This window comes from Streptomyces sp. NPDC002513 (assembly GCF_053595355.1).
The window spans coordinates 37734-54843 of sequence record NZ_JBSFXK010000031.1 but is presented as its reverse complement, the minus strand read 5'-3'; the positions used below and the strand labels follow the sequence as shown (position 1 = coordinate 54843).

General features: G+C 73.5%; 15 protein-coding genes. 6 read left to right on the top strand and 9 right to left on the bottom strand.

Annotated elements, in window-relative coordinates:
- Positions 1-222: 222 nt before the first annotated feature.
- The 5 genes from ACWD5Q_RS20925 to ACWD5Q_RS20905 form a co-directional block, all read right to left on the bottom strand.
- On the bottom strand, positions 223-1080 hold the full coding sequence (locus ACWD5Q_RS20925; protein ID WP_451428518.1) for an SGNH/GDSL hydrolase family protein: 858 nt from the start codon (positions 1078-1080) through the stop codon (positions 223-225).
- Positions 1077-2345: a glycosyltransferase gene (locus ACWD5Q_RS20920; RefSeq protein ID WP_451428517.1), complete on the bottom strand. Its 1269-nt coding sequence runs from the start codon at positions 2343-2345 to the stop codon at positions 1077-1079. The genes ACWD5Q_RS20925 and ACWD5Q_RS20920 overlap by 4 nt, the downstream gene beginning before the upstream one ends.
- Positions 2342-3508, bottom strand: coding sequence for a glycosyltransferase family 4 protein (locus ACWD5Q_RS20915; RefSeq protein ID WP_451428516.1), 1167 nt, complete (start codon positions 3506-3508; stop codon positions 2342-2344). Before ACWD5Q_RS20915 ends, ACWD5Q_RS20920 begins: the two co-directional genes overlap by 4 nt.
- Before the next feature lie 160 nt (positions 3509-3668).
- The gene (locus ACWD5Q_RS20910) at positions 3669-5087 is read right to left on the bottom strand and encodes a HEAT repeat domain-containing protein (protein ID WP_451428515.1); all 1419 of its coding nucleotides are present in this window, start codon (positions 5085-5087) and stop codon (positions 3669-3671) included.
- Positions 5088-5388: 301 nt separating this feature from the next.
- Positions 5389-5781 carry an ankyrin repeat domain-containing protein gene (locus tag ACWD5Q_RS20905; protein ID WP_451428514.1) on the bottom strand — a complete coding sequence of 131 codons (393 nt, stop codon included), beginning with the start codon at positions 5779-5781 and terminating at the stop codon, positions 5389-5391.
- A gap of 334 nt (positions 5782-6115) precedes the next feature.
- Here ACWD5Q_RS20905 and ACWD5Q_RS20900 point away from each other — a divergent pair, with 334 nt between their 5' ends.
- Together ACWD5Q_RS20900 and ACWD5Q_RS20895 are read left to right on the top strand one after the other, a co-directional pair.
- Positions 6116-6310 carry a hypothetical protein gene (locus ACWD5Q_RS20900; RefSeq protein WP_451428513.1) on the top strand — a complete coding sequence of 65 codons (195 nt, stop codon included), beginning with the start codon at positions 6116-6118 and terminating at the stop codon, positions 6308-6310.
- Positions 6311-6348: 38 nt separating this feature from the next.
- Positions 6349-7902 carry an ATP-binding protein gene (locus ACWD5Q_RS20895; RefSeq protein ID WP_451428512.1) on the top strand — a complete coding sequence of 518 codons (1554 nt, stop codon included), beginning with the start codon at positions 6349-6351 and terminating at the stop codon, positions 7900-7902.
- A 22-nt stretch (positions 7903-7924) separates the two neighbouring features.
- On the opposite strand, the gene ACWD5Q_RS20890 is transcribed toward ACWD5Q_RS20895, so the two are convergent.
- Positions 7925-9424: an SCO1417 family MocR-like transcription factor gene (locus ACWD5Q_RS20890; protein ID WP_451428511.1), complete on the bottom strand. Its 1500-nt coding sequence runs from the start codon at positions 9422-9424 to the stop codon at positions 7925-7927.
- Positions 9425-9565: 141 nt separating this feature from the next.
- On the opposite strand from ACWD5Q_RS20890, the gene yczE reads away from it, so the two are divergent.
- From yczE to ACWD5Q_RS20870, 4 genes are all read left to right on the top strand, one after another.
- The gene (gene yczE, locus ACWD5Q_RS20885) at positions 9566-10213 is read left to right on the top strand and encodes a membrane protein YczE (RefSeq protein WP_451428510.1); all 648 of its coding nucleotides are present in this window, start codon (positions 9566-9568) and stop codon (positions 10211-10213) included.
- On the top strand, positions 10210-10977 hold the full coding sequence (locus tag ACWD5Q_RS20880) for a glycerophosphodiester phosphodiesterase (protein WP_451428509.1): 768 nt from the start codon (positions 10210-10212) through the stop codon (positions 10975-10977). Before yczE ends, ACWD5Q_RS20880 begins: the two co-directional genes overlap by 4 nt.
- A gap of 67 nt (positions 10978-11044) precedes the next feature.
- Positions 11045-12406 (top strand): MFS transporter, encoded by a 1362-nt coding sequence (locus ACWD5Q_RS20875; protein ID WP_451428536.1) that lies wholly within the window; start codon positions 11045-11047, stop codon positions 12404-12406.
- A gap of 267 nt (positions 12407-12673) precedes the next feature.
- Positions 12674-13048 carry an RNA polymerase-binding protein RbpA gene (locus ACWD5Q_RS20870; protein ID WP_351492306.1) on the top strand — a complete coding sequence of 125 codons (375 nt, stop codon included), beginning with the start codon at positions 12674-12676 and terminating at the stop codon, positions 13046-13048.
- A 240-nt stretch (positions 13049-13288) separates the two neighbouring features.
- Here ACWD5Q_RS20870 and fxsA read toward each other — a convergent pair whose 3' ends face one another.
- The 3 genes from fxsA to ACWD5Q_RS20855 form a co-directional block, all read right to left on the bottom strand.
- On the bottom strand, positions 13289-13846 hold the full coding sequence (gene fxsA, locus ACWD5Q_RS20865; RefSeq protein WP_451428508.1) for an FxsA family membrane protein: 558 nt from the start codon (positions 13844-13846) through the stop codon (positions 13289-13291).
- 186 nt (positions 13847-14032) lie between these two features.
- Positions 14033-14836: a polyprenol monophosphomannose synthase gene (locus ACWD5Q_RS20860; RefSeq protein ID WP_451428507.1), complete on the bottom strand. Its 804-nt coding sequence runs from the start codon at positions 14834-14836 to the stop codon at positions 14033-14035.
- 615 nt (positions 14837-15451) lie between these two features.
- On the bottom strand, positions 15452-17068 hold the full coding sequence (locus tag ACWD5Q_RS20855; RefSeq protein ID WP_451428506.1) for an amidohydrolase: 1617 nt from the start codon (positions 17066-17068) through the stop codon (positions 15452-15454).
- Between the last annotated feature and the right edge of the window lie 42 nt (positions 17069-17110).

Genomic DNA, 17110 nt, shown 5'->3' with positions numbered 1-17110 from the left:
AGATTAGGTCCTCGGTCTGACAACAGCCCAAACGGCGCGGGCCCGCACCGCGGGGACAGGCGGGGCGCTCCGGCCCGCGGATGGTCTGGCGGCACCGCCGCACTCCGCTCAGCCGTCGGCCCGGCCCCCGTCCGCCACCCGCCGGCCTCGCTGCGGCCGCCCAGGCGGCTCCGGACACCCCCTGCGGTTCGCGCTCGTGGGCCACGCCGTTGGGCAGCCCGGTCAGGCGGCGTCCGGCTGCTGGTCGGCCACCGACAGCGCGGCCAGCGCGGACGTCACCGCGTGCGAGGCGCTCAGGTCCAGCCGGGCGCTGGTCCCCCTGGCCTTGTGGCGCACCTCGGCCGCGGCCAGGCTGAGCAGTTGGGGCAGCAGATCCGTGCACCGCCGGGCCACCCAGCCCGTCCCGGCGGTGGCGAGCCACCAGAGGTTGGCCGAGCGGGAGGGCGCGGGGAACTCGGGTTCGGGCGAGGGCGCGGGGCCGGTCGCGACGCCCGCCTCGGCGAGCAGGGCGTGGAACTGCCGGGCGAGCTGCCGGTGCCCGCGCTCCCCCGGGTGCAGCCGGTCCGCGCTCCACATCGCGCGGTCGCTGATCCAGTCCCCTTCCGCCGCGTGCAGATGAACGGCCCCGTACCGCTCGGACAGCGCGTGCACGACCGTGTTCACGGCCCGCTGCCGCCTGGCGAGCGGACGCGCCAGGGCCCCGGGCAGCCGCAGCATCGACCCCGGGTCGGGCAGACAGGCCGTGAGCAGCACGGCGCGCTGGGCCCGGAAGGCCGCGTACACCTGGTCGAGCCGGGCAGCGACGGCGTGGATGTCGAAGGTGTAGCGCAGGGTGTCGTTGACGCCGATGACGACGGAGACGACGTCCGGGCGCAGGGCGAGCCCCTGCGGGGTCTGCAGTTCCAGGACGTCCCGCGTCTGGGCGCCGCTGACGGCCAGGTTGGTGAACTCCGCGGCCCCGTCCGCCGGGGCGAGCCCCTCGGCGAGCAGGGGAGCCCACCCCCGCCAGGTGTCCCCTACGCGGTCACCCACGCCCTCCGTCAGCGAGTCACCGAGTGCCACGAACCGCAGGGGTCTCATGCCACGCCCTCCCGAGCGGCGTCCCGCACCCGGGGCTCGGCCGACGAGGGAGTGACACGCGACCGCGCGTCGTGCGACGGCGCGTCCGGCGACGGCGTCCCGTGCGCCGGTGCGTCCTCCGGCTGCGCGTCGTGCGCGGCGAGGAACGCGTCCACCGCGGTCTTCCACCCGAAGCACTCGGCACGCGCGCGTGCCGTCTCCCGGCGCTCGCACTCAGGCCGCTCCATGAGCAGGTCGACCGCGTCCGCGAAGGCGTCCCCGCTGTTCACGGCGGTGGCCCCGGCGGAGCCGATCACCTCGGGCAGCGCGGAGAAGGAGCTGGCCACCACGGGCGTGCCGCAGGCCATCGCCTCCAGGGCGGCCAGTCCGAAGGTCTCGGCGGGCCCCGGGGCCAGGCAGACGTCCGCCGTGGCCTGGAGCGACCCGAGCAGGTCCCGGTCGCGAACGTGGCCCAGGAAGGTCACCGGCAACCGCCGCTCCCGCGCCCGCTGTTCCAGCCGCGCGCGCAGCGGCCCGTCCCCGGCGACCACCAGCACCACGCGCCGCCCGCGCCGCAGCAGCGCCTCCAGCGCGTCCAGGGCGGTACCGGGCCGCTTCTCCACGGAGAGGCGGGAGCACATGACGAGGAGCGTCTCGTCCCGGCGCGCGTAGCGGTCGCGCAGCCCTGCCTCCCGCAGCGCGGGGTGGCGTTGCTCCAGGTCGACGCCCAGGGGGGCCCGTACGACGTTGCGGGCGCCGATCCGCACGAACTCCCGTTCGGCGAACTCGGTGGTGCACACCACGCGCGCGTACGTGTGGGCCGTACGGGTGTTCAGGGCGTCGGCGGCGCGCCGGGAGAGGTTCTCGGACAGGCCCCAGGTGCGCAGGACTCCGTCGGCGGTCTCGTGGGAGACCATCACGGCGGGGATCCGGGCCCGCCGCGCCCACTTCCCGGTCCAGCGCAGCGTCGTGCGGTCGGAGACCTCCAGGCGGTCGGGGACCAGGTCCTCCAGCAGGGCGGCGACGCGCCGCTTGTCGGTGAGGACCCGGTAGCCGCCGGTGCCGGGCAGCAGCGGCCCGGGCAGGGTGATGACCCGGCCCTGCTCGGTCATGCGGTCGGTGTGGTCTTCGCCCGGCACGATGAGCACCGGCTCGTGTCCGGCCTCCTTGAAGCCCTTGCCCAGTTCGCGCAGGGCGGTGCGCAGTCCGCCGGAGGAGGGCGCGACGAAGTTGGCGAGCCGCACGATCCGCAGACCGTCGCCGAAGCGCTCGGTGGCGAAGCTCATGCCGCCACCACCGTTGCGCGGGCGGCGAGGACGTCCTCGTAGTGCCCGATGAGCTGGTCACCGACGGCTGCCCAGGTGCGGCCCTCGACGGTGGCGCGCCCGGCGGCGCCGTAACCGGTCCGCAGCGCCGGATCGGCCGCCAGGGCGGCCACGGCGTCCCGCATGGCGGCGGCGTCGCCGGGTGGGACGAGCAGCCCGGTGCGCCCGTGGGCCACCAGGTCGAGCGGTCCCCCCGCGGCGGGCGCGACGACCGGCACACCGCTCGCCATGGCCTCCTGCACGGTCTGGCAGAACGTCTCGAACGGGCCGGTGTGCGCGAACACGTCCAGGGAGGCGAAGATCCGGGCGAGTTCGTCGCCCGTGCGCCGGCCCAGGAACACGGCGCCGGGCAGGGCGCCCTGGAGGGTCGTCTCGCTGGGTCCGTCGCCCACCACAACCACGCGGACCCCCTTGAGGCCGCAGACCCCGGAGAGCAGTTCGACGTGCTTCTCGGGGGCGAGCCGGCCGACGTAGCCGACGATCAGCTCGCCGCCCGGGGCGAGTTCCCGCCGGATCGTCTCATCGCGCAGATCCGGCCGGAAACGGATGGTGTCGACGCCGCGCGGCCAGAGCTGCACCCGGGGTACGCCGTGCGCCTCCAGATCGTTCCGGGCCGCGCTGGAGGGCGCGAGGGTGCGGTCGGCGGCGGCGTGCACGGTGCGGATGCGCCGCCAGGCCGCGGCCTCACCGGCACCCATGTAGGTGCGGGCGTATCCGGCCAGGTCGGTCTGGTAGATGGCCACGGCGGGGATGCCGAGCCGGGCGGCGGCCGCCATGCCTCGGACGCCGAGAACGAAGGGGCTGGCCAGGTGCACGATGTCGGCGCCGTGCGCGGTGATCGCCGCGGCGACACGTCGGCTGGGGAGTGCCACGCGCACCTGGGGATAGCCGGGGAGCGGAAGGGAGGGGACACGGACGACGGGGCACGGCGCGAGAGCGTCGGCCCCGCTCCCGGCGGGAGCGCCTCCCTCCTCGAAGGAAGTCGAGGACTTCAGGGAGGCGGTGGGAGCGACGACGAGGGGAGCGTGACCGCGATCGACGAGGTGCCGGACGGTCTGGAGCGCGCAGTGGGCCACGCCGTTCACATCGGGGGGAAAGGATTCGGTCACGATGACGACACGCATACCCGTGTTCTCGCCGCGCCGGACGTGGCCACGTCAACGTCGATCTTTCCGGCCGGGGAACGTCCTATGAGCGTTGGGCTGCGCAGCCAAGCAGGGCAGACTCTGTCCACCCGCTCCTGACCCCCGGGTCACCGAACGTTCACACCGTGGGCACGCACCCTCACGCGGTGGGCATGTCGGGCCCGATCCTGCTGCGTACGGCCGTCTGGACCTCGTCCTCCTCGGCCGGATCCGCGGCGAGCCTGCGCAACTGCTCGACGACGCGGATGTCCCCGGTCTCGGCGTGCCGTGCGGCGATCTCGCGCGTGGACTCCTCGCAGTCCCACAGGCACTCGACGGCGAATCCGGCGGGGAAGGAGGGGTCGGTGGCGGCCAGCGCGCGGGCGGCGCGGCCCCGGAGGTGGGACGAGGCGGTCTCTCGGTAGATGTGGCGCAGCACCGGTGCGGCGCAGGCGATGCCGAGCCGTCCGGCGCCGTCGACGAGGGTCCACAGGGTCGGTGCGTCGGGGCCCTCGCCCCGCACCGCCTCCCGCAGCGCCGCGAGGACCAGGTCGCGGTCCTGCCCGCCGCCCCGGCAGGCGAGCACGCGGCCGGCGGCGGCCCCCAGGGCGTCGGGCCGGCAGGCCCAGCCGCGCGCCCGGTCGACGGCGGCCACACTGCGCATGCGTTCGAAGGCGTCCACGGCCGCGTCCACGACGAGCGCGGACCCGGTGGCCACGGCGTCCTCGATCAGGTCGAGTGCGTCGGGGTCGTGACCGGCGGCGAGGTAGCGCAGGGCGGTACAGCGTGCGCCGTCGCTCCCGGAGCGGGCGGCCCGGACGATCTCGGGCCGGTCCTCGGGGCCCGCGACCGCGGTGAGACAGCGGGCGGCGGGCACGTGGAGGGCGGCGCCGCGCTCGATGCCCTGCTGGGCCCAGTCGAAGACCGCCTGGACGCTCCAGCCCGGCCGGGGGCCCTGGGGCCGCAGTTGCCGCTGCCACCGGTCGAAACAGCCGGCCTCCTGCGCGGCACGCACACGCGTGGCGACACCGGCGCGGGGGTCGTCGGCCCACAGCCGCCAGGGCCGGGGCTCGAAGGCGTCGCGGACGGCGGCGGCGAGTTCGGCCTCGCCCTCGGCGTCGGCCGGGAAGCGGGCCAGCACGGGAGCGGCGAGGGCACGCAGCCCCGCGTCGTCGTCGCGCAGCGCCAGCTCGTCCAGCGCCCAGGCCCAGTTGGTGCCCGAGGACGCGTACCTGCGCAGCAGTTCGAGTGCGTCGCGCCTGCCGTACGAGGCGAGGTGCCCGAGGACCGCGAGGGCGAGCCCGGTGCGGCACTCCTCGTTGTCGAGGACGTCCTCGGCGCCGAGGAGATGGGCCTCGATCCCGTCCAGCTCGCCGTTCAGATCGAGGTAGAGCCGGGCGTAGTACAGGGAGCGGTTCTCCACCTGCCAGTCGTGGCGGGGATCGTGCAGCACACAGTGGTTGAGAGCCGCGAGCGCCTCGGCTCGCGGTGCGGTGAGCGCGTGCAGCGTGCCGTCGCCGCGGCCCCTCTGCAGGAGGCCGAGCAGCGTTCCGCTGGGCGCTATGACCGGTTCGAACATGGGAAACAGCCTCACATCAAGCGTCGACGCAACCGGGGAACACGCACTACCTGGCCACGTGACAACACGTCGGAGCGCCCGCCGTCTCTTGCTTGCTGTAGACCATCTTCCTCTGCCTCTCGTCGGTGGCCCGTGCGGACCGCATCACGGCCCGCGCGGTGCGGCAACACCTGCCCAGCCATCGCGTCCGTGAATCACGACGTCATGATGACTCGGTGTCTCACGCTGCCGCGACCTTATTTCGGGCGGCCCCGTACCGCCTCCCCCGTTTTCGTTGTCTTCGCTGGTCAGTGCACTCGGATCAGTGTGCGCCGAACAGTTCGAGCAGATCGTTCTTGCCGAACATGCGGGCGGTGTCGACGGCCGAGGGCGTCCCCGCGGCCGGGTCGGCGCCGCCGTCCAGGAGCGCCCGGATGACCTCCGTCTCACCCTTGAAGACCGCCCCGGCGAGCGGGGTCTGGCCTCGGTCGTTGACGCGGTCCGCCTCCGCGCCCCGCGCCAGCAGGGCCCGGACGGCGTCGGCGTGGCCGTGGTAGGCGGCGAGCATCACCAAGGAGTCGCCGCGGTCGTTGGTGAGGTTGGCCGGAACGCCCGCGTCGACGTACGCCGCGAGCGCCTCGGTCTCGCCTCGGCGCGCCAGATCGAAGATCTTGGTCGCCAGCTCCACGACCTCGGGGTCGGGGGCATCACTCATCGGCCGGACCGCCTCTCACTACGACTGCTGGGGACTGCGGGAGCGTACGACAGCGAGCGGGGCCGTCGTACACAGCGCGCACGACGGCGAGCGGGGCCGCCGTACGGGTGAATCGCCAGCGTACTGGCTTCCTCGGCACATGACCGGCACCGCACCTGGCGAAGATCACCACAGCGTCCGGCGAGGCGCCCGGACCGGCTCCGTCGGTGCGGGGCGGCTCCGCCGACCGGGGGAAATTCCGACGATTTCACCCGTTTGCACCTTTTATCGTATGGATACATCCTGTGAGCTTGGAAGTACTCATGGTGACAGTCCCCGCGATCCAGGAGAGCACATGGTCCTCAACGTCTCCGGTGTGCTGCTGCTCGGCACCTGCGTCTTCCTCTTTTCCCGGAAGGACGGCCTCAAGGGCTCACACGCCACAATCTGCTCCCTCTTCGGCTTCTACCTCGCCAGTACCGGCATCGCCCCGGGGATCAAGGCCGGGGGCCAGAGCCTCGCGAGCCTGCTCGGCGGGATCAATTTCTGACCCCGCCCCCGCCCCGCACGCACCCCCAGGAGAACGACGTGGCCCGGCGCCCGCTCCCCCGCATCCTGCGCAACGGCAGCACCCCGATCGCCCGCAGCCGGCAGCTGGCCCGGACGGCGGCCGGCGGCGCGGGCGACGTCCTCAAGCCGCTGTTCCTCCTCACCCGCGGCCTGCGCCGGCTGGCGGGTGCCGGGCGGCGCAGGTGGGCGGCCACACCGAAGGACCGGCGGGGACCGCTCCTCTTCCTGTTCACCTCGGTGATCCTGGTGGTGGCCCTCGTGCCGTACGGACCGCTGCTCGCCGGCCTCTCGCTCATGGCGGCCGCGGCCTGGAAGGGCCGCGACCGCAGACCGCCGCGGACCTCGGGGCCGGACGACGCGCAGACCCAGCGCCTGCGGACCCTGTACGAGGCGCTGGTGCCCTACTTCTCGGCCGCCCAGGACCCCGATCCGCTCTACGCGCACGGCGGGGACTGGACTCGGGCCTTCTCCTCGTACGACTTCGACGACACCGGCCGGGTCTCACGGCTGCGCCTGCGCTACCCCGCCTACTTCACCGACGGCGAGGCCGCGTCACGGGCCCGGATCGAGCATCTGCTGCACGCCAAGTCCGGCCGGGGCCGCGAGTACCACTTCGCCTGGGACGAGGAGGCCAACGAGCTGACGGTGACCGTGCTGCCGCCCCTGCCCACCGACATCGCCGCGCAGCGCTTCGTGACCGCCCCGGGCGAGACGGTCCTCGGCTTCACCGACCAGACCGGCGTCCAGCGCACCCTCCCGCTCACCCACGGCGACGAGCAGCGCGACGTACCCCCGGTGGTGTGGCGCACGGGTCCGCGCTCCACCGAACCACACCTGCTGATCGCCGGCGCGCCCGGCAGCGGGACGACGACGCTGGTGCGGTCCATCGCCCTCCAGGCACTGCAGCACGGCGACGTCCTGATCGTCGAGGGCGGGGACAGCGGTGAGTACGCGTGCCTGACGGGCCGGGACGGCGTGCTGTCCGTGGAGTCGGGCCTCGTCGGCGCGGTGTCGAGCCTGGAGTGGGCGACCCATGAGACGGAGCGGCGGCTGATCGCGGCGAACCGCGCCCGGCAGGCCGGGCACCCCTCGCCGGACGACCTCAGGCGCCCGCTGTGGATCCTGCTGGACCGGCCCGGTGCTCTCGGTCACCTCGCCGCCGCCGACGGCCGCGCGGATCCCCAGAGCCTGCTCCAGGTGCCCCTGCGGCACGGGCGCGCGGCGAACGTCACGGTCGTGGCGGCCGAGCAGTTCGACGCGCTGGACGGACTGTCCGACGCGGTGCGGCAGTACACCCGCGCGCGCGTGGTGCTCGGCCCCGCGACCCCGGACGAGCTGGAGACGGTGCTCGGTGTGCCCCCGCACACCACGCCCGTCCGTGACGTCCCGCCGGGCCGGGGCTACGCCCGCCTGGGCTCGGGTCCGGTCCACCGTCTGCAGGTACCGGCCACCCCGGACCCGTACGACGACGCGACCAGCGAGAGCCACCGGCAGGCGGTGCTGGGACTGCTGCCGCGGCACAGTGCGACGGTCGCGCCGGTGGCGGTCGAGGCACTGGCCACGGAGGGCTGAACCTGACCGGCCGAGCCCCGCGTCAGGCGACGAAGGTGCGCGGCGGCTCCGCGGGCCCGGGGACCCCGGTCTCCACCAGGCGCGCGGCGGCGGCCAGACGGACCGCCGCCTCCTCGGCCACCGCGCCGCCCACCGTGAACGGAAGCCGGACATACCCCTCGAAGGCGCCGTCCACTCCGAAGCGGGGCCCGGAGGGCACCCGGACGCCGACCCGCTCCCCGGCCTCCGCGAGCCGGGAGCCCGACAGGCCGCCGGTGCGCACCCACAAGGTCAGACCGCCTCGCGGCACCGAGAACTCCCAGGACGGCAGCTCCCTGCGCACCGCGGCGACGAGGGCGTCCCGGTTCTCCCGGGCCTGCGCGCGCCGCAGGCTCACCGCCTGCTCCCAGCCGTCGGCACTGAGGAGCCAGTTCACGGCCAGTTGCTCCAGCACCGGCGTGCCGAGGTCCGCGTAGGCGCGGGCGGCGACCAGGCTGCGGATCACCTCGGGGGCGGCCCGCACCCAGCCGATGCGCATCCCCGCCCAGAACGCCTTGCTCGCCGATCCCACGGTGATGACGGTGGAGCCGGCCGGGTCGAAGCCGCTCACCGGGCGCGGCATCTCCAGGCCGTCCTCCAGGTACAGCTCGCTCATGGTCTCGTCGACGACCAGGACCGTCCCGGCCGACCGGGCCGCCTCCACCAGACGGCGGCGCTGGTCCTCGTCGGCCAGCGCGCCCGTCGGATTGTGGAAGTCCGCGACGACGTAGGCCAGCCGTGGCGCGGCCTCCCGCAGCACCTGGCGCCAGCGGTCCAGGTCCCAGCCGCCGAGCCCCTCGGCCATGGCCACCGGCACCAGCCGGGCGCCTGCCTCCCGCATCAGCTGGAGGATGTTGGCGTACGACGGCGACTCGACGGCGATGCGTTCGCCGCGCCCGGCGAAGAGGTGGCAGATCGCGTCCATCGCACCCATGGCTCCCGTGGTCACCATGATCTGCTCGGGCATGGTGGGGATGCCGCGTGCCGTGTAGCGCTCGGCGAGCATGGCGCGCAGTGCGGGCAGCCCCGCCGGGTAGTCGCCGTGGGTGTGCGCGTAGGGCGGCAGTTCCTCCAGGGCGCCCCGCACGGCGCGGGTGAGCCAGGGTTCGGGCGCGGGCAGCGCGGCGCAGCCCAGGTCGATCATGGAGCCCAGAGCCTCCGGCGGGAGGGGCTCGAGGCCGCGGGCCGGCAGCGGGTTCCCGGCCGGTACGGCGGTCCAGCTGCCCGCTCCCCGGCGGGACTCCAGGAAGCCTTCGGTGCGCAGCGCCTCGTAGGCGGCGGCGACCGTGGTCCGGCTGACGGACAGGGCGAGCGCCAGTTCCCGCTCGGCGGGCAGCCGGGCCGCGACGGGCACCCGGCCCTCCAGGACGAGCAGCCGGACGCCGTCGGCGAGCGCGCGGTAGGCGGGCGGGCGGCGGGTGCCGGGGCCCACGGGACGGTCCTGCTGGGAGGTGAGCAGCCGGGCGAGCTGTGCCGCACCCACCGCCGAGGTCCACTGTGCCATGTTCCCAGTCCACCTTCCCTGAATTGGCCATGGATGGCTTCTCTTTCCAAGCCACAGAGTGACATGCACCAGGCCAACACCACCACAGGGGGGTACCTTTTGTCCGCCGACCCGTCTCTCGATCCGTCCCTTGACACGCGCATGAAGGGCCGGCTCGGACGCCGGCTCTTCCGGCTGTACGCGGGCCTGGCGCTCTACGGTGCGAGTTCCGCCCTCCTGGTGCAGGCGGGCCTCGGCCTGGAGCCCTGGAACGTCCTCCACCAGGGCCTGGCGCAACTCACCGGACTCAGCATGGGCGTGGTGCTCACGATCGTCGGCGCCGTCGTGCTGCTGCTGTGGATCCCGCTGCGCCAGCGTCCCGGTCTCGGCACCGTCTCCAACGTGCTCGTCATCGGTCTCGCCATGGACGCCACCCTCGCCGTGCTCCCCGAGGTCCGCTCCCTGGCCCTGCGGGTACCCCTTCTCCTCGGGGGCGTCGTGCTGAACGGCGTCGCGACCGGCCTGTACATCACCGCGGACTTCGGGCCCGGACCGCGCGACGGCCTGATGACCGGACTGCACCGGCGCACGGGCCGGTCGATCCGGCTGATCCGTACGGCCGTCGAGGTCGCCGTCGTCGCGACCGGCTTCGCCCTCGGTGGCACCGTGGGAGTGGGCACCGTCCTGTACGCGCTGGCCATCGGCCCGCTCGCCCAGTTCTTCCTGCGCGTGTTCGCCGCCCCCCGGGCATCGGGCGGCAGCGCGGTCGTTGCCACCGGGCAACCGGGACGGGCGATACTGCCTCGGTGACCACCCGCATACGCCATCCCTATCTCGACCACCCCGGCCCGATCGCCTTCGCCCACCGGGGCGGGGCGGCGGCGGGTCTGGAGAACACCGCGGCCCAGTTCCGGCGCGCGGTCGCGGCGGGCTACCGCTACATCGAGACGGATGTGCACACCACGGCCGACGGGAAGCTGGTGGCGTTCCACGACCCGACCCTGGACCGGGTGACCGACGGGTCGGGCCGGATCGCCGACCTGCCCTGGACCGAGGTGCACCAGGCCCGGGTGGCGGGCACCGAGCCGGTGCCCCTGTTCGAGGAACTGCTCGAGGAGTTCCCCGAGGTGCGCTGGAACGTGGACGTCAAGGCGGAGCCCGGCCTGCTCCCCCTGCTCGATCTGATCGGGCGCACGAACTCCTGGGACCGGATCTGCGTCGGCTCGTTCTCCGAGGCACGTGTGGCGCGCGCCCAGCGGCTGGCCGGGCCGCGCCTGGCGACGTCGTACGGCACCCGCGGTGTGCTGGGCCTTCGGCTGCGCTCGTGGGGGATACCCGCGCCGGTGCGCGGCTCGGCGCTCGCCGCCCAGGTTCCCCGGGCCCAGTCGGGCGTGCCCGTGGTCGACCGCCGTTTCGTACGCACCGCGCATGCGCTCGGGCTCCAGGTGCACGTGTGGACGATCAACGAACCCGGGGACATGCACCGGCTCCTGGACCTGGGCGTGGATGGCATCATGACCGATCACATCGACACGCTGCGCGAGGTTCTCGAGGACCGGGGCACCTGGGTCTGACGCCCGCGCACGACCACGCACCGCGGGGAAGCGAGGGCACGGGGTGGACAGCGACACCGAGCGGGCGATGGGGGTGCCCCCCGGTCAGAGCGTGCCGCCGTCCCCGGGAGAGACCGGCGAGGCCGCCCGGCGCCGGCGTGAACAGCGCGGCTGGTATTTCTACGACTGGGCGTGCTCGGTCTATTCGACGAGCGTGCTGACCGTGTTCCTCGGGCCCTACCTCACCGCGGTGGCCAAGGCGGCGGCGGACGCGGACGGTTATGTGCACCCGCTGGGCATCCCGGTGCGGGCGGGCTCGTTCTTCGCGTACGCGGTCTCCGCCTCCGTCGTCCTGGCGATCGTGGTGATGCCGCTCGCGGGTGCGGCGGCCGACCGCACCGGCCGCAAGAAGCCCCTGCTCGCTCTCTGCGCGTACCTGGGCGCCGCGGCCACCACGGGCCTGTTCTTCCTCGACGGCCACCGCTATCTGCTCGGCGGCCTCCTGCTGATCGTCGCGAACGCGTCGATGGCCGTCTCGATGGTCGTCTACAACTCCTATCTGCCGCAGATCGCCCGGCCCGAGGAGCGCGACGCGGTCTCCTCGCGCGGCTGGGCCTTCGGCTACGCGGCCGGCTCCCTGGTCCTGATCGCGAACCTGGTCCTGTTCACGGCGCACGACTCCTTCGGCTTGTCGGAGTCCACGGCTGTCCGTGTCTGTCTGGCCTCGGCGGGCCTGTGGTGGGGCGCCTTCACGCTCGTACCGCTCCGACGGCTGCGCGACCGCCGTACGGCATCCACCACACCCGCGGTGCACGGCTGGCGGCAACTGGCGGCCACCGTCCGGGACATGCGGAACACACCGCTCACCCTGGCCTTCCTGCTCGCCTACCTCATCTACAACGACGGCATCCAGACGGTGATCTCGCAGGCATCGGTGTACGGCTCCGAGGAACTGGGACTGAGCCAGTCCACGCTGATCACCGCCGTGCTGCTGGTGCAGGTGCTGGCGATCGGCGGCGCCCTCGGCATGGGACGGCTGGCCCGCACGCACGGCGCCAAACGGACCATCCTCGGCTCGCTCGTCGCCTGGACGCTGACGCTCGGCGCCGGCTACTTCCTTCCCGCGGGCGCACCGGTGGGCTTCTTCCTCCTCGCGGCCTGCATCGGGCTGGTGCTCGGTGGCAGCCAGGCGCTCTCCCGCTCCCTGTTCTCGCATCTCGTGCCGCCCGGCAAGGAGGCCGAGTACTTCTCGGCGTACGAGCTGAGCGACCGCGGCATGAGCTGGCTGGGCCCGCTGCTGTTCGGGATCACCTACCAGGTGACCGGAAGCTACCGGGACGCGATCATCTCGCTGGTGGTCTTCTTCGCCCTCGGCTTCGTCCTGCTGGCACGCGTCCCGGTGCGGCAGGCGGTGCGCGACGCGGGAAATCCGGTACCCGAAAGGATTTAGTACCTCAAGGCAAAGGGCGGTAGTGTACGCGTTTGGCCTGCCAGGCGTACCGTTACTGCGCGTCAAAGGAGCCGAATCGCTGGGTGACATCTGCTAGCAGATGTGACAAACCGGGCGCCGGTGGGTACAACAAAGGGCGGCTACGACGGCGACGCACGACCCGGTACGGGACTCGGAACGGGAATCTTTACCGCCGACCGGACGTTGACCGGATGACGACGACAGCGACACCTGTCCTGTGGGCGACAAGCCCGGGAGGCACGATTCATGAGTGAGCGAGCTCTTCGCGGCACGCGCCTCGTGGTGACCAGCTACGAGACGGACCGCGGCATCGACTTGGCTCCGCGCCAGGCCGTGGAGTACGCATGCGAGAAGGGGCACCGGTTCGAGATGCCCTTCTCGGTCGAGGCGGAGATCCCGCCGGAGTGGGAGTGCAAGGTCTGCGGGGCCCCGGCACTCCTGGTGGACGGCGACGGCCCGGAAGAGAAGAAGGCCAAGCCCGCGCGTACGCACTGGGACATGCTGATGGAGCGGCGCACCCGTGAGGAACTCGAAGAGGTCCTCGAGGAGCGTCTGGCCGTTCTCCGTTCCGGCGCGATGAACATCGCGATTCATCCGCGGGACAGCCGCAAGTCCGCGTAGTCCCCACGGGGACCGGGCGGCATCACAGCGCACGCGGTTCAGCGGGCGCCGTACGTCAGCAGGACGTGCGGCGCCCGTTGCCGTGTCCGCGGGTGCGCCGACGGCACCGAGTCGGCCGTTCCGGGGCACCCGTCCGGACCCGGAGGACTCGACGGGCTCCGGCCGCAGCGGGTGCGGCGCCCCGGCTCGTCGGGTTCGGCGCTCCGGCTCCGCGCGCTCGCGGGCCCCGGCCTCAGCAGGTCAGCGGGTCAGCGGTGGGCGCGGCTCGCGCGGGGTGTCCCCCGATTCGTCCGTGATGACCTCACCCTGGACGATCTTCCCGTCGGGACGATGAATGCGGGCCTGCCGGAAGGCATCACCGAGGCTGCCGTACGGTGCCTCGCTGAGCTTGCGGTCGAAGGTGCGCTCCGCACGCCGGCCCACCGTCCGCTGGACCGGCGGGAGCAGGAGCAGCAGGCCCACCGCGTCGGAGATCAGACCCGGCAGTATCAGGAGCAGACCGCCCAGCATCATCAGACCGTTGCCGCCGCTCCTCGGCTCGGGCTCCGAGGAGCGGGCCCCCAGCGTCTCACTGAGAGTGCGGAAGGCGCGGCGCCCGGCCCGCTTGACGACCACGGAGCCGAGCACGAAACCGGCGACCAGCAGCAGGAACACGGTCAGCCCTCCGGCCGCGTCCGCCACCAGTGTGAGCAGCCAGATCTCCAGGACCAGCCAGGCGGCGACGCCCAGCGGCAGGAACCTGCGCGTCCGGGAGCGCCGCGGTCGGGCCGGGTACGAGGAAGTCGGTGCGCCAGTCATGCTCCCAGTGTGCCTGGACCATGCTCAGCAGGGGATAAGCGGGATCACAGGGGCAGTCGGACGATCGGCACGGGGACGATCAGCCGTCCTTCGTCGCGGCTCCGGAGCCGGATCGGGGCCCCGTACGGGCGACCACCGAAAGCGGCTCGCAGTTGACGTGAGGCCCGCACGGACCGGGCACGGGGCTCAGGACGCGCTGGAGCCGGTGCCGCGGCCCTTGACCTTGGCCACGCGGTCCCCGACGCCCCAGGTCGTGACGCGCCACAGCGCCTCGACGAGGATGTCCCGGCTCATCTTGGAGTCGCCCAGCTCCCGCTCGACGAAGGTGATGGGCACCTCGACCACGTGGTAGCCGGCCTTGACGGCGCGGCGGGCCAGATCGACCTGGAAGCAGTAGCCCTGCGAGGCGACCTCGTCGAGGCCCAGGCCCTCCAGGGTCTCGCGGCGGAAGGCTCGGTAACCGCCGGTGATGTCGCGCAGCGGCAGATCGAGGGCGAGGCGCGAGTAGAGGCTGCCGCCGCGGGAGATGAACTCCCGGCTCTTGGGCCAGTTCACGACCCGCCCGCCGGGCACCCAGCGGGAGCCGAGCACGAGGTCGGCGCCCTTGAGCGCGGTCAGCAGACGGGGCAGTTCCTCGGGCTGGTGGGAGCCGTCGGCGTCCATCTCGACCAGGACGCCGTAGTCGCGCTCCAGGCCCCACTGGAAGCCGGCGAGATACGCGGCGCCCAGTCCCTGCTTGCCCGCGCGGTGCAGGACGTGGACGTGGTCGTCCTCGGCCGCCAGTTCGTCCGCGAGCTTGCCCGTCCCGTCGGGGCTGTTGTCGTCGGCCACGAGGACATGCGCCTCGGGCACGGCCGACCGCACCCGGCTGACGATCGTCTTGATGTTCTCCGCCTCGTTATAGGTCGGGATGATCACCAAGGCGGTGCCGAGCGGACCGAACTGCCTCCCCTGGGCCTCTGCCGCAAGGGTCCCGTCGCCGTCGTTCACTGCTGCCCCTTCATGTCCGTAAACAGGGACCACCATAGTGGCCGTCGCCTGCGCCGACGTGATGGCACGTTCGTATGGGGGTGTCGATTCCACAAGAGTCGGGTAAGAGGGTGGGTTTGGGCGTTCTGCGCGGATTGACGGCGCCACCCGGCGCCCCCGCCGGGTGGCGAGCGGTCCGTGGGCCCGGATCCGCTGCGCCCCGGCGGGGACGGGCTGCGGATGGGGGCCCGGCGCCCTTCGGGCCGACCTGGGACCCGCTGGCTGCGGGTCGACCGAGAGCCGTTGTCTACTGGACGTCCGGGCCCCACCCGGGTCACACCCTGCCGACCGGCCGGAACGTTCCCGTGCCCTGGCGCGGGCGCTGAGCCTGGCTCCCAGTGGTGATGTGCCGGTGGCACACCATCCCTGACCCAGCGGCGCTCCGGCGACTGCGCGGAGGTTCCCCCGGTCGGACGTCCGACGGTGGACGCGGCCGAACCTACCGGCCCCCTGCGCCTCACTGTCAACAGCCGTGCGACCTGCGGTTTCTTCACCCGTTCCCCGGCAGAAGGGGAGGATGCGCAGGTCGCGCGACGGGGTCTTGGGGCGCGGGGACGAGCCCGCCACCCCGGCAGATCACTCGCCCGGCCGTACGAACACCGTCCGGCCGCCCACCACGGTGCGCAGGCAGACGGGGAGGTCGGAGCCGGGCGTCAGATCGGGCAGTCCCGGAGTGCCGGAACGGGGGTCGGTGGACCAGCGGGCCACCCGGTCGTCCGGCGCCTGGACGACGAGGGCGTTCGTGTGCCAGACGGCGTAGTCGGCGGGTGCTCCCGGTACCAGCACCCCGGCGTCGTCGCGTCCGATCGCCCGCCAGCCGCCGCGGGTGTGCGCCGTGAACGCGGCGCGTACGGAGATCCGGTGCTCGGGGGTGCGGTGGAAGGCCGCCGCCCGCACCGTGCCCCACGGGTCCAGGGGCGTGACGGGGCTGTCGGAGCCGAAGGCCAGGGGGACGCCGGAGCGCAGCAGGGCCGCGAACGGGTTCAGTGTCCGGGCCCGCTCGGCGCCGAGGCGCGCCGCGTACATGCCGTCCGCACCGCCCCACAGGGCGTCGAAGGCGGGCTGCACGGAGGCGGTGAGACCGAGTTCGGCGAAGGCCGCGACGGTCTCGGGGGTGAGCATCTCGGCGTGCTCGATCCGGTGGCGGCCGGCCCGGACACGGGCGAGTCCGACCTTCTCGGCGGCGGCGCGCACGCCCTCGACCACGGCGGTGACGGCGGCGTCACCGATGGCGTGGAAGCCCGCCTGGAGCCCGCTCTCGGCGCAGGCGACGACGTGCGCGGCGACGGCGGCGGCGTCCAGGTAGGCGGTGCCGGTGTGGCTCGCGTCGGCGTACGGCTCGTGCAGGCACGCCGTGTGCGAGCCGAGGGATCCGTCGACGAACAGATCGCCCGCGGCACCGAGGGCGCCCAGCTCCCGCGCCTTGTCGACGTCCTGCTCGGCCCAGTAACCGAGGACCCGGGGTCCCGGTTCCCCGGCGGCCAGGCGGAGCAGCCCGGTGAAGTCCTCCTCGGAGGAGATCTCCGGGCCGGCGCACTCGTGGACCGAGCCGATGCCGAGGGAGGCGGCGTGCGCGAGGGCGGCCCGCTGGGCAGCGGTGCGCTGGGCGGGGGTCACCGCCGCGAACGCGGCGGCGCGCACGGCGTGGTGGGCGTCCCGGGTGAGCGGTTCCCCGTCACTGAAGCCGTCCCGGTCACGGACGCCGGGCGTCAGCTCCAGCAGGGCGGTGGTGACGACGGCGGAGTGGACGTCGATGCGGGTGAGGTAGAGCGGACGGCCGCCGGCGGCCTCGTCGAGTTCGTCCCGGCGCGGCGCCCGCCGCTCGGGCCAGCGGGCGGCGTCCCAGCCGTGGCCGAGCAGAACCCGGTCCTGCGGGCGGGCGGCGGCGAAGTCGTGGACGAGGGCGAGAGCGGCCGCCAGGGAGGGCGCGCCGGACAGGTCGAGACCGGTGAGCGCGAGACCGGTGGAGGTGGTGTGCACATGGGCGTCGGTGAAGGCCGGGGTGACGAGCGCGCCGTCCAGGTCCACGACCTCGTCCACCCCGTCCGCGAAGGCGTCGGCCGCGCCTTCGGAGCCGACCCAGGCGATCTGCCCGCGCTCGACCACCATGGCCGTGGCGAAGGGGTCGGCGGGGCTGTGGACTTCTCCTCGGCGCAGCAGGACGGTCTGCGGCGGGGCGGTGCGCTCATTCATGGGGACAGTCTCGCGCTTCGCCGAAGCGGCCCCGTACGCAGG